This window comes from Flavobacterium sp. 123, from assembly GCF_003634825.1.
Classification (GTDB): Bacteria; Bacteroidota; Bacteroidia; order Flavobacteriales; family Flavobacteriaceae; genus Flavobacterium.
Map to the genome: position 1 here is coordinate 2,708,461 of NZ_RBXD01000001.1, position 12,444 is coordinate 2,720,904.

Genomic DNA, 12,444 nt, shown 5'->3' on the forward strand with positions numbered 1-12,444 from the left:
ATTTAATCGTGTTTTCCGTCAAAATGAGCCATCCATTTTCCTTGTACTTTCATTACTTGCTCAATCACATCACGAGCAGCACCTTTTCCTCCGTTTTTATGAGAAATATAAGTTGATATAGCTTTGATTTCTGGACTTGCATCTTGTGGACATGTTGGTAATCCTACTAATTTCATCACATGGTAATCAGGAATATCATCTCCCATATATAATACCTGCTCTGATTTTATACCATAAACATCAATGTATTCATCAAAAGTTTCAACTTTATTAGGAGTGCCTAAATGAATATCAGTAATTCCAAGATTTCTTAATCTAACACGAACACCTTCGTTACTGCCTCCAGAAATAATACATACATTATAGCCGCTTTCAACAGCCGCTTTCATAGCATATCCATCACGAATATTCATGGTTCTAAGAATTTCTCCTTCATTGGTAACAAAAACAGAACTGTCAGTAAGCACACCATCTACGTCAAATATAAACGTAGTAATTTCATTCATTATTTCCTTATAACTTTTTGCCATTATTTTGTATTGATTGTGTTAGTATTTTATAAATAGTAGATTGGTTTTCATCTGATAAAAATAATTCATGTGCTTCAATAGTTTTACTGTCATTGCGTTTTGCAGGTCCAGTTTGTGCTTCTTGTGGAGAAAGAGTCATTATTTTTTGTGCAGTTTCTAAGATCAAAGGTTTTAAAATTTCAAAAGGAATTTTGTTTTCGTAACAAATAGTATTTCCAATTTCATACAAATGATTTACAAAGTTGTTTACAAATACTGCTGCTACATGAAGCGCTTTTCTTTGTTCAGAATTAATTGCAAAAACTTTAGCAGATATACTTTTTGCTGCTTTTTCTAATAATTGAAAATCAGTTGCATTTTCACTTTCTAAACAAATAGGAATGGTTTTAAAATCTACTAATTTATCTTTTGAAAAAGTCTGAAGAGGATAAAATACCCCTTTTCTATTTTTATCATCCAAAGCACCTAATGCGACACTTCCAGAAGTGTGAACTACTAATCGGTTTTTGAAAGGCAATTGCGCCGAAACGGTTGGAATAGCATCGTCTGAAACGGCAATAATATATAAATCAGCTTTAAGTAATAGACTATAATCATTAATAACTTTAGTAGGATCAAGTAGTGAAGACGGTATGTTTTTTTGTCTTGAATACACCTGAATTAATTCGGTTGCAGTATTTTTTGCAAAAGCACGAATTAATTGTTGTGCTACGTTTCCAGAACCAATAATAATTATTTTAGTCATTTGGCAAAATTAACAAAAAAAATGAAGTCCTAATCGATAATTAAAAGATTCATTTTACAGTTAATTCAATAAAAAGCAAAATTTAAGAACCGTTTTTTGAACTCTTAATTTTGGATTAAATTAACAAATGTGCGGATATACAAGTCAACATTTTTAAGTACTTTTGTTGCACTTTTAAAAAAACGTAATCCCTTACAAATGGATAAAAAATTATATTCTATTTTATTCTCTACCCGATTGATGGCCCTGCTTTTTTTAACTTTTGCATTTGCAATGGGCGCAGGAACTTTCATAGAAAGCAAATACAATACTGATACAGCACGAATTTTAGTTTACAATTCTTGGTGGTTTGAAGCCATAATGGGTTTCTTTATGATTAATTTCATAGGTAACATCAAACGCTATCAATTATTAAAAAAAGAAAAATGGGCAACATTATTGCTTCATTTGGCTTTCATTTTTATTATTTTGGGCGCTTTCATTACTCGATATATAAGTTATGAAGGTGTAATGCCTATTCGTGAAGGTGCTGCTGAAAATCAAGTGTTTTCAGATAAAACTTTTTTAACCGTTTTTGTAGATGGTGAATATAAAGGAGAAATGAAACGTAGAGTTTTTGAGAAAGCATTGTTGCTTTCACCTGTAACCAACAATAATTTTTCTATTTCTGAAAAGTTTGACCAAACTCCATTTGAAGTAAAGTATGAAAATTACATCATGGGAGCAAAACAAGCTATTAAACCCAGTGATAAAGGAATATTATATCTTAAGTTAGTAGAAGCGGGTGAAGGTGGTCGTGAAGAACATTTTTTGAAAGCTGGCGAAGTACAAAATATTCACAATGTTTTATTTGCATTAAATAAACCAACAGAAGGAGCAATCAACATCAATACTACTGGTGAAAGTTATACGATTCAAACGCCATTCGAAGGAAATTTTATGCGTATGGCTGATAAATTACAAGGTAAAGTAAACAAGGATATCGTGCAGCCTTTAATGATGCGTTCGTTATATACCATTGGAGAAAAACGTTATGTATTTCCTGATCCAGCCGTAAAAGGAGTTATGGGATATGAATCGCAAAATGATTTTAAATCTAAAAGTCATGAAGACGCATTAGTTTTGAAAGTTTCTGCTGAAGGGCAAGAAAAAGAAGTAACTATTTTAGGTTCAAAAGGTAAAGTGGGAGAGGCACAAACGGTTCGAATAGGAAAAATAGATTACAGCTTTTTTTACGGAAGTAAAGCTTATGTATTGCCTTTTAAGATAAAATTGAATGATTTTATTGCGCAAAAATATCCCGGAACGGATAAAAGTTATTCTTCGTTTGAAAGCCAAGTTACCGTTCAAGATTCTGTTAAGCCATTTGATGCCAGAATATATATGAATCATGTTTTAGATTATAAAGGATATCGCTTTTTTCAATCTTCTTTTGATCCAGACGAAAAAGGAACTGTTTTATCTGTTAATCATGATTTCTGGGGAACTGCAATTACGTATAGTGGTTATTTTATGTTGTTTTTTGCCATGTTAGCCATTATGTTTACTAAACATTCTCGTTTTGCAGATTTAAAAAGAAAACTAGAAGTTGTAAAAGATAAAAAAGCAAAATTATTGACTATTTTAATTTTACTTTTTAGCTTTAATAGTTTTGCGCAAGACCATAATCATGTTCATACTGAATCAGGATCAACTCAAGAAAGTCATGCACATCATGCGGAAAAGAAATTAAACCCACAACAGCTCGATTCGTTGTTGAATAAGTTTAAAGTTTCAGAGGAACACGCTGCTAAATTCGGACGTTTAATCATTCAGGATGCTGGAGGAAGGATGAAACCTATCAATACTTTCTCTTCAGAATTATTGCGAAAAGTAAGCCATTCTGATACTTATAAAGGAATGAATTCAGATCAAGTATTTCTTTCTATGACGCAATATGCTAGTGCATGGATTGAAATTCCATTGATTTATATTAAAAGTGGAAATGACAGTATTCGTAAGATTATTGGAATAGATAAAGAGGCAAAATATGCTCCTTTTATTGCCTTTTTTGATGCAAAAGGAAACTATAAATTATCGTCATATTTAGAGGATGCTTTCAAAAATGCAAATCCAAATCAGTTTGAAAAAGATTTTATTGAAACGGATAAGAAAGTAAATTTAATGGAATCAGCTTTGAGCGGAAGAATATTAAAGATTTTTCCAATCCCAAATCATGAGAACAACAAATGGATTTCTTATTTGGAACTGAATGAATCTGGTATGAAAGGAATGGATTCCACCTATACAAAAAGTATTCTTCCATTATATTTTGGAACTTTAGGGAATGCTGTAGTTTCAAAAAATTATAAATCAGCGGATGAATTATTAGAAAGTATTAATGGTTATCAGAAGAAATTTGGTACCAAAGTGCTTCCAAGTGAAGATAAAATATCATTAGAAATTGCGTATAACAAATATGATGTTTTTAAGAATTTACCTTATTGGTATTTAACTGCAGCAATATTAATGTTGTTATTTACTATTCTTAAAATATTTAAAGAAAGAAAAATATTGAACATTCTGGTTAATGGAATGCATATCATTATCGGCTTATTATTTGTACTACATACTTTAGGTTTAATTGCCCGTTGGTATATTTCTGGACACGCACCATGGAGTAATGCGTATGAATCTATAATATATGTAGCTTGGGCAACCATGTTTTTTGGCTTGGCTTTCGATATTAAATCAAAACTTACAGTAGCTTCATCAGCCTTTGTTACCGCAATGATTTTGATGGCTGCTTATATGAACTGGATTGACCCTGAAATTGCTAATTTACAACCTGTTCTTAATTCGTATTGGTTGATGATTCACGTTGCAGTAATTGTGGCGAGTTATGGACCTTTTGCTTTAGGAATGATTTTAGGATTTGTGTCTTTGTTATTGATTTTGTTTACCAATGCCAAAAACAAAGATAAAATGGATTTAAATATTCAGGAAATAACGTATATAAACGAGTTGGCTTTGACTATTGGTTTAATCATGTTGACCATCGGAAACTTTCTTGGTGGACAATGGGCTAATGAAAGTTGGGGACGTTATTGGGGTTGGGACCCAAAAGAAACATGGGCTTTAATCAGTATTATGGTTTACGCTTTTGTAATTCATGCTCGATTTGTTCCTTCTTTAAGAGGAAAATGGATTTTTAACTTAATGAGTATGTTTGCTTTTATTTCGATTTTGTTTACTTATTATGGTGTAAACTTTCACCTGGTAGGATTGCATTCTTATGCAAGTGGCGAAGCACATTCACTAAGTTGGATTTGGTATTCCTTAGGTGGAATTACTTTATTAGGAGCAATAACATATCCTAAATACAGAAAATATTATAAGAAATAAATTTTATAAAATTCAATAAAAAAGGTTCAACTAACTAAGTTGAACCTTTTTTTTATGCTACATATTCTAATTGAATCATTTTGTAATACTCAATTGGTGAAACACCAGAAACTTCTTTAAAACTAGTAAAAAAAGGATTGTATGAAGTAAATCCAACTTTTTTTGATAAAGAATCCAAAGTGTTGGTTTTTAAGAAATCAGCTTCAATATGTTTGATTGCATCATGAACACGGATTGTTTTTTTGAATTCTGAAAATGAAATTGTAGTGTGGTATTTAAATAAATAGGAAATATGACTTTTCGGAATGCCTAGTTGATTTGAAAAATCAGCAAGTGATAATTCAGGATCTCTAAAAATCTCATAGCTTAAAGCTAGTTTTTCAATTTTTTCAATGTACAGTAAAATTTTACGATCTATTTTTTCTTTGAGGATTACATGTTGGTTATTATCTAATTTGGTAGTATTTGTTAATTTCCAAACACCTTTTAGTATTAAACTAGAATCGTTAATTTCTTTTATTTTAAAGTTTAACGCGTCGTAACCATATAATATTTCTGGTGTAATCAATATTTTTACCAGAACAACTAACCATACAATTGCAGATATCCATAGATAGCTAAAACCATTTATATTACTGTTATGATAAATTTCAATGAATAATGCCACCAGTAATCTAACTGCTAATATTAGTAGCGCTATAAATAAATAAGCAGTCCAGTTATTTATTAATTCGTTTTGCTTCTGAACTACATTTAAGGAGCCTTTTCTATTCCAAATTTCATTTTTTAGTACACTATAACTTAAAATAAAATAGGTTGTAGTAAAGAGGCAAAAAATAGGGAATATAATAAAATCTAATCGTATTGATTTTTGTGAAATTTTATCAAGTATTATTATTGCAAAATATATAGATATAGGTAAAATAAAATGTGCTAGTTCTTTAATTTTAAACTGATTTTTATTTGTTGCTAAATTTTTAAAATATAAATACACAAGCGGAATTACAATTCCTGTGAGGTTTATATATTTCAAATAATTTTGATTAACAATTCTATCGGAATTAAAATAGATTAAACCGCCTAATAAAAATCGAATAGAAACAATAACGATTAATATAATCATGTAGGAATTCATCATCCTGTTTGATTTATGATTATTGAAAATCAGGAATGCTGTTAGCAGACCTATAAGTCCAGTAATGATGAAGAGTAAATTTGTTATCATTCTTATTTAAAATTAGGGGGATTTGAAAACCTTTTTTGAACTATTTAAATGAAATTGTAAAATAATTTTCCCTACTTATTTCATTTAAGTTCCAAACCTAATTTTTTTAAATCAATTGTTTTGTATTGTTACTAAAAATTAGAAATATTGTCCTGATATTTTTAATTTAATTCTGGACATCAATAAAAAAAACTGGACAAAAATATTTTTAAAGTTCAGTATTGTCAATATAATTAGGATGTTATAATGTTTCATGTGTTTGCTGAAAAATGAAAATATAAACACTAAGTGAATTTGTTTTTAGGACATTTTATTCATTTTTTCAAGATAAATGGTGCGTGTTCAAATCATAAAAAATCTCAATAAATTTAATTTTTTTTACAAAACAGTAAATTATATGCTTTTTTAATGACTATAAATACCTTTATTATTGTTTCAAATATTTAACTACTGTTTAACCAAAATAAATTGTTTACAAACAATTAATTGTCTTAATTTTATAAAAAATAAAGTTTATGAGAAAAATAATATTCGTAGCAAGTTGTGCTATTATGTTTTTTAGTTGTAAAAATAATGCGCAACCAAAAAAAACTGAAATTAATACCCGTGAAACTCCTATGGTTAAAGAAAACATTTACCAGTTTAAAGTAGAAGATTTGTCAGGAAACACTTTTGATTTTTCAACCTTGAAAGGGAAAAAAATTATGATTGTCAATACAGCTTCAAAGTGTGGATTAACACCACAATACAAAGATTTAGAAGCTTTGTACAAAGAATATAAAGACAAAGGATTTGTGATTGTAGGTTTTCCCGCAAATAATTTCGCTTCACAAGAACCAGGCACTAATGCTGAAATTGCTACTTTTTGCCAATTGAATTACGGAGTTACATTTCCTATGATGGAAAAAGTTTCTGTAAAAGGGGATGATATGTGTGCGGTATACCAATTTTTGACACAAAAATCTAAGAATGGTTTAAAAGATTCTGAAGTAGAATGGAATTTTCAAAAATATCTTTTGAATGAAAAAGGAGAATTGGAGAAAGTGATTTCACCAAAAACATTACCAACAGATCCTGAAGTGGTAAATTGGATTAAAGGATAGATTTAAAAAGTATTTAATAAAAAAAGAGATTCTCAGTCAAGCCGGAATCTCTTTTTTTTATTGTAGAGATTAATTTTTTTCAGCAGCTAAAATTTCTGCAACTGCAGCTTCGTAATTTCTAATGCTTTTTGTTTTGTTTATTTTTTTCAACACTTTGTGAGGATTTGAAAAAAGGATTGAAAAGTATTCCCACAAATGATGCATCTTTAATAATATATGCGCTGATCCCGATAATGATTCGCTATATCCTTGATATAATGTATCATGAAAAGCACTGAATAAGGCTATTTTGTTTTCAGGATATTCAGAGGTATTGTTTTTTATCATGCTTGGCAAAAAAGGATCTGCAATTAATCCTCGGCCTATCATCCAGTGATCTATAGTAGGAAAACGTTTTTGCATTTCCTGAAATTTGGCCACTGAAGTAATATCTCCGTTATAATATAATTTATGCTTGGTGTTGTCAATACAATGTTGAAAAGCGTCTAAATGAACACCTCCCTTGTAAAGTTGTTTTCCAATACGGGCGTGAATGGCAATATTCTTAATAGGATAGTTATCTAAAATGGGTAATACATCCAGAATTTCTTCGGTAGTATCGTATCCCAATCGCATTTTCATTGATACGATAATATCCGTTTCAGAATGGGCTCTGTCCAGAATATGATTGATTTGTTCCGTGTTTTTAATCAAACCTGAACCCATTCCAGATTTAGTGACCATAGGATAGGGACAACCTAAATTCCAGTTCAATTCTTTATACCCTAGTTGTTGAACATATTTAGCTACAAATAAAAATTCATCGGCATCATTAGTAATAACCTGAGGAATAACTTCTAAACCAACATTGTTTTCAGGAAGTAAATCTCTCTCATAAGAGGATTTAATAATCAGTTTTCCGTTTAGTCGAATATACGGAGAATAGTAGGTGTCAATTCCTCCAAAATATTTATTCTGAGCATTTCTAAAACGAAAATCAGTAAATCCTTGTAAGGGTGATGAAAGTAAAGTGTAGTCCATTATTTATATAAGTTGTGCAAATATACTATTCTTTACACAGCTATGTTTTCTTGTTGCATTTGTATTTTTAAAATACTTATTTATTCTAAAATTAACTGCATAAAAACCGAATGCAACCAACGATCAAATTTAAATCCAGATTCTTTTATGATTCCAACAGTTTTGAATCCGTATTTTTCATGAAATTCAACGCTACTTTGGTTTTCTGAATCAATAACGGCAATCATTGTGTGAAGATTTTGTTTTTTTGCTATTTGTATTAATTCTAGTAGTAAAAGTTTACCAATGCCTTTTCCGTGGTATTCTTTGTCCACATAAACGGAATGTTCAACGGTATATTTATATGCTTCTCTGAATCTAAATTCACTATACATTCCAAAACCAACAACTTTACCGTCATATTCAGCAACAATCACGGGGAAACCTTTCTTTATTTTATCCTCTAAAATCTCTTTTTGCTGGTCGTAACTTCTTATATTATAGTCGTATAATGCTGTAGAATTTAAAATATTGTAATTTATCACAGCTAAAATATCTTGCGTATCTTCGGTTTTATAGGATCTTAATTTGATTTCCATGGAAAAATTATTTGTTCTCAAAAATAAGAAAAAACACTCGAAATTACAGAAAAAGAAATAGCAAGTTTGTAACTTTGTAATCAGAAAAATAAACAAATGATCTACCCCAAAATACCTTTAGCCCAAAGCATCATTCAAATATGTTTAGCCAAAGGAATCACAACAATAATAATATCACCTGGTTCAAGGAATGCTCCTTTGACAATTGGTTTTGCTAGCAATCCTTCGTTTAAATGTTATAGTATTGCTGACGAACGTTCTGCAGCATTTTTTGCACTTGGAATAGCGCAACAAACTAAACAAGCTGTAGCTTTAATTTGTACATCAGGATCTGCTTTACTGAATTATTATCCGGCATTTTCTGAGGCATTTTATAGCCAAATTCCGTTGATTGTAATTTCTGCAGATCGACCACAAAGCAAGATTGATATTGGTGACGGACAAACCATTCGTCAAGAAAACGTTTATGCTAATCATTCGCTGTATAATGCTAATTTGCACGAAGATGTATCTTTAGAAAACGATATAAAAATTAACGAAGCTATTAATTGTGCAATCACTAAAAAAGGACCAGTGCATATTAATGCGCCTTTTGAAGAACCGTTGTATGAGATGGTTTCTGAGCCTTCTGTTGTGCCTAATATAGTTGCTGTTACAAATAATAATTCAACTAATTCAATTGAAGATTTAACGGAATTTGTTACTATTTGGAATAATTCCGCACGAAAAATGATTCTTGTAGGAGTGAATGAGCCAAATTTAATTGATGATAAAATAATTGAGGCTTTTGCCAAAGATGAATCTGTTGTAGTTTTGACCGAAACAACATCTAACTTGCATCACCCTTCGTTTATAAACAATATCGACACCATAATTACACCTTTTACTTCAGAAGATTTTGAAACGTTTCAACCTGATGTTTTGGTCACTTTTGGAGGAATGGTTGTTTCTAAACGAATCAAAGCTTTTTTAAGAAAATACAAACCCAAACACCATTGGCATATCGATACACTGAGAGCTTATGATACTTTCGGGGTTTTATCCCAACATTTTGTAATGGAACCTAATTTCTTTTTTGAAGCATTTTTGCCATTAACTAACCAAATAGAAAGCGATTATTTCCAAAGATTAAATACAGTAAAAACTTTTCGAAAAGAAAAACACGATCTCTACTTATCTAAAATTTCATTTTCAGATTTTAAATTTTTTGAAAAGGTAATTCCTCGTTTACCAAAAAATAGTCAATTGCAAATTAGTAATAGTTCGGCCATTCGTTATGCACAATTAATAGACATTGATCCTTCGATAGAAGTTTATTGTAACAGAGGAACCAGCGGTATTGACGGAAGTACTTCAACAGCAATTGGGGCTGCTGTCGCAAATAATAAACAGACTGTTTTTATAACTGGAGATATTGGTTTTTTGTATGATAGTAATTCGCTTTGGAATAGTTACATACCTAAAAACTTCAAAATAATTTTGATAAATAATGGAGGAGGGGGAATTTTTAGAATTTTGCCTGGACATGATGAAACTCCGGTTTTCAATACTTATTTTGAAACTTCGCATTGTCTTACTGCGGAACATTTAGCTAAAATGTACGGCTTTAATTATAGTATTGCAAGTTCAGAAGAGAGTTTAGATATCGCACTTGCAGATTTGTTTGATCAAGATAACCAGCCAAGTATACTAGAGGTTTTTACACCTACATTAGAAAATAATAAGATTTTATTACAATATTTTAAGGAGTTGATTTAATTGTGAAAAATTAAATGCTCTTGTAGTACTCGCAAATAGTGTTGATGGGACAAATGTCACAATTTGGTTTTGGTCTGCAAATTTCTCTTCCAAGAAAGGAAATAGCCATGCCGATTTCTCCCCAAATTGCTTTTGGTAAAACGGTCATTAATTGTTTTTCGACTTTATTACCATCCTTTGTTTCAGTAATTAATCCGATTCTAGGTGCAACCCTAATAACATGTAAATCAGCGATGATACCTTCTGCAGGAATTCTTGCTTCCTTAAGAATAACATTTGCTGATTTTCGACCAATGCCTTTAAGTGCTGTTAAACCTTCCATTGTAAGTGGAATAGATTCGTCTTTTTTGATAGTTTGAGCAATTTCTATAAGCCAGCTCGCTTTGGTGTTGAAATTTCTAACTTTAGCGATATAAGGAAATAATGCTTCGGTATTTGAAACAGCTAGGCTTTCCATATTAGGAAATACTTTAAATAATTCAGGGGCTATTGTATTAATATTGGCATCAGAATCTTGTGCTGAAAGTACTACCATAACTAATAGTTGATATAAATTATGATAGTCTAAAGGATGCTTCCGATTTTTATATTTCGTCAGAATTGGTTCTAAATCTTTGGGCCAATTATTTGTATTTCCAAATAAATCCATTGCATTATTCTTTAAAATCAATTGATAAAGAGTTTACACAATACCGTTGTCCCGTTTTTGTAGGACCATCATTAAATACATGTCCCAAATGGCCGCCACAATTAGTGCAGACAATTTCTATGCGTTTCATTCCAAGAGTATTGTCAACAATATATTCTATTTTTCCAGGAATTGATTCGTCAAACGAAGGCCAACCGCAGTGTGCGTTAAATTTTGAATCACTTTCAAATAAAGGTTCAGAGCATCCAGCACAGCAATAGGTTCCTTTTTCAAAATGTAAATTATAGGATCCAGAATTAGGATATTCAGTGCCTTTTTCACGAAGAATTCTATAGCGTTCTAAACCTAATTGCTCTTTCCATTCTTGCTCTGTTTTCTCGATTGGATATTTCATTTTGTTTCTTTTTTTTAACCTAACTATTTATTGATAGAAAACCGAACTGTTTTTTTTACAACTTCATAATCTCCTAATATTTTTCTGTGACCAAGACCTTCGGTGAGCAATAATTCACCGTTTTTTAAATTCTTATGAATATTGATTCCTGCTGTAACAGGAACTTCAATGTCGTTTTTGTCATGAATTACTAAAACTGGAGTTGTGATTTCTGCAGCAGCTTTATGAACAGAATAATTATCCATTTTTTCACCATACTTTTCTTCAAAATATAAACGCAATTTTGTGCTAATTATTGGCTCTAATTCTAATTTTAAAATAAAATCATCCATAATATCTTGAACAATATCTCCACTTCCTATAATTACAGCTTTATTGACTTTCAAACCGCGTTTAATTGCATTCATGACAGACATTCCTCCTAATGAATGTCCTACAGCCGCTTCAAAGGGACCATATTTTTTGTCTATTTCAAAAATGGCAGCTATAAAATCAACCATTATGGAATCTGAACCTGGAGATTTACCATGAGCAGGAGCATCAAAGCTCACGGTTGAATATCCTTCTTGGACAAACGCATCGGCTATTTTAAATAATTGAGTACCTCTTCCAGACCAACCATGTACTAATAAAATCTTCTTATCACTTTTCCCATATTGATATACCATGACGGATTTATTTATTGCAGGAATTGGAATTAAATTTTGGATGCTTTTATTGTCCATTTCTAATTCTCTTTTAGGAACTTTATGTTTTATCGGTTTTGTAAATAATTTCGCAGTAAATAGAGTAACTAATTTTGTTGAAATAAAAGCGAAAAATTTACTAATTATTAATATAACCCTAGGTATCTTTAACGATATGGAAGGATTTTTGGATTTTTTTGTCATATAAATAAATTTTTACAAGTGCTGATATGTTAATTTTTTTTTACTAAATTTAGAAAAGATAAAAGTAGCATAAATTATAAATTTTAACGAATTAATACTTGTTTACCTAAAAAGTTTTTAACTACTATCGTTTGAGTAAACAATGTGTTTCTAAAATTTTCAAAATAA

The 12,444-nt window shown here is 30.5% G+C and carries 11 protein-coding genes; 3 read left to right on the forward strand and 8 right to left on the reverse strand.

Annotation, left to right across the window (positions count from 1 at the left end; translation table 11 throughout):
• Positions 1–2 precede the first annotated feature (2 nt).
• Both C8C88_RS11940 and C8C88_RS11945 read right to left on the reverse strand, forming a co-directional pair.
• On the reverse strand, positions 3–530 hold the full coding sequence (locus tag C8C88_RS11940; protein WP_121338338.1) for an HAD family hydrolase: 528 nt from the start codon (positions 528–530) through the stop codon (positions 3–5).
• Positions 514–1,275 (reverse strand): Rossmann-like and DUF2520 domain-containing protein, encoded by a 762-nt coding sequence (locus C8C88_RS11945; RefSeq protein ID WP_121338339.1) that lies wholly within the window; start codon positions 1,273–1,275, stop codon positions 514–516. The genes C8C88_RS11940 and C8C88_RS11945 overlap by 17 nt, the downstream gene beginning before the upstream one ends.
• Positions 1,276–1,473: 198 nt before the next feature.
• Here C8C88_RS11945 and ccsA point away from each other — a divergent pair, with 198 nt between their 5' ends.
• Positions 1,474–4,659, forward strand: coding sequence for a cytochrome c biogenesis protein CcsA (ccsA, locus tag C8C88_RS11950; RefSeq protein ID WP_121338340.1), 3,186 nt, complete (start codon positions 1,474–1,476; stop codon positions 4,657–4,659).
• Between the two features lie 52 nt (positions 4,660–4,711).
• Here ccsA and C8C88_RS11955 read toward each other — a convergent pair whose 3' ends face one another.
• The gene (locus C8C88_RS11955) at positions 4,712–5,884 is read right to left on the reverse strand and encodes an AraC family transcriptional regulator (RefSeq protein ID WP_121338341.1); all 1,173 of its coding nucleotides are present in this window, start codon (positions 5,882–5,884) and stop codon (positions 4,712–4,714) included.
• A gap of 515 nt (positions 5,885–6,399) precedes the next feature.
• Between C8C88_RS11955 and C8C88_RS11960 the strand changes: the two genes are divergently transcribed.
• Positions 6,400–6,987 (forward strand): glutathione peroxidase, encoded by a 588-nt coding sequence (locus tag C8C88_RS11960; RefSeq protein WP_121338342.1) that lies wholly within the window; start codon positions 6,400–6,402, stop codon positions 6,985–6,987.
• 69 nt (positions 6,988–7,056) lie between these two features.
• On the opposite strand, the gene C8C88_RS11965 is transcribed toward C8C88_RS11960, so the two are convergent.
• Positions 7,057–8,007 carry a tRNA-dihydrouridine synthase gene (locus tag C8C88_RS11965; protein ID WP_121338343.1) on the reverse strand — a complete coding sequence of 317 codons (951 nt, stop codon included), beginning with the start codon at positions 8,005–8,007 and terminating at the stop codon, positions 7,057–7,059.
• A gap of 80 nt (positions 8,008–8,087) precedes the next feature.
• Positions 8,088–8,585 (reverse strand): GNAT family N-acetyltransferase, encoded by a 498-nt coding sequence (locus C8C88_RS11970; protein WP_121338344.1) that lies wholly within the window; start codon positions 8,583–8,585, stop codon positions 8,088–8,090.
• 96 nt (positions 8,586–8,681) lie between these two features.
• On the opposite strand from C8C88_RS11970, the gene menD reads away from it, so the two are divergent.
• The gene (gene menD / locus C8C88_RS11975) at positions 8,682–10,343 is read left to right on the forward strand and encodes a 2-succinyl-5-enolpyruvyl-6-hydroxy-3-cyclohexene-1-carboxylic-acid synthase (RefSeq protein ID WP_121338345.1); all 1,662 of its coding nucleotides are present in this window, start codon (positions 8,682–8,684) and stop codon (positions 10,341–10,343) included.
• A 10-nt stretch (positions 10,344–10,353) separates the two neighbouring features.
• On the opposite strand, the gene nth is transcribed toward menD, so the two are convergent.
• The 3 genes from nth to C8C88_RS11990 are packed head-to-tail and all read right to left on the reverse strand — an operon-like array spanning position 10,354 to position 12,276.
• The gene (gene nth / locus C8C88_RS11980) at positions 10,354–10,992 is read right to left on the reverse strand and encodes an endonuclease III (RefSeq protein ID WP_121338662.1); all 639 of its coding nucleotides are present in this window, start codon (positions 10,990–10,992) and stop codon (positions 10,354–10,356) included.
• 4 nt (positions 10,993–10,996) lie between these two features.
• Positions 10,997–11,386: a peptide-methionine (R)-S-oxide reductase MsrB gene (msrB, locus tag C8C88_RS11985; RefSeq protein WP_121338346.1), complete on the reverse strand. Its 390-nt coding sequence runs from the start codon at positions 11,384–11,386 to the stop codon at positions 10,997–10,999.
• A 23-nt stretch (positions 11,387–11,409) separates the two neighbouring features.
• The gene (locus tag C8C88_RS11990) at positions 11,410–12,276 is read right to left on the reverse strand and encodes an alpha/beta fold hydrolase (protein ID WP_121338347.1); all 867 of its coding nucleotides are present in this window, start codon (positions 12,274–12,276) and stop codon (positions 11,410–11,412) included.
• Positions 12,277–12,444: the final 168 nt, after the last annotated feature.

Coding starts and splice junctions, on each gene's coding strand:
- C8C88_RS11990 (WP_121338347.1), bottom strand. CDS start 12,276: ATGACAAAAAAATCCAAAAATCCTTCCATATCGTTAAAGATACCTAGG.
- menD (WP_121338345.1), top strand. CDS start 8,682: ATGATCTACCCCAAAATACCTTTAGCCCAAAGCATCATTCAAATATGT.
- C8C88_RS11940 (WP_121338338.1), bottom strand. CDS start 530: ATGGCAAAAAGTTATAAGGAAATAATGAATGAAATTACTACGTTTATA.
- nth (WP_121338662.1), bottom strand. CDS start 10,992: ATGGATTTATTTGGAAATACAAATAATTGGCCCAAAGATTTAGAACCA.
- C8C88_RS11955 (WP_121338341.1), bottom strand. CDS start 5,884: ATGATAACAAATTTACTCTTCATCATTACTGGACTTATAGGTCTGCTA.
- msrB (WP_121338346.1), bottom strand. CDS start 11,386: ATGAAATATCCAATCGAGAAAACAGAGCAAGAATGGAAAGAGCAATTA.
- C8C88_RS11960 (WP_121338342.1), top strand. CDS start 6,400: ATGAGAAAAATAATATTCGTAGCAAGTTGTGCTATTATGTTTTTTAGT.
- C8C88_RS11970 (WP_121338344.1), bottom strand. CDS start 8,585: ATGGAAATCAAATTAAGATCCTATAAAACCGAAGATACGCAAGATATT.
- C8C88_RS11945 (WP_121338339.1), bottom strand. CDS start 1,275: ATGACTAAAATAATTATTATTGGTTCTGGAAACGTAGCACAACAATTA.
- ccsA (WP_121338340.1), top strand. CDS start 1,474: ATGGATAAAAAATTATATTCTATTTTATTCTCTACCCGATTGATGGCC.
- C8C88_RS11965 (WP_121338343.1), bottom strand. CDS start 8,007: ATGGACTACACTTTACTTTCATCACCCTTACAAGGATTTACTGATTTT.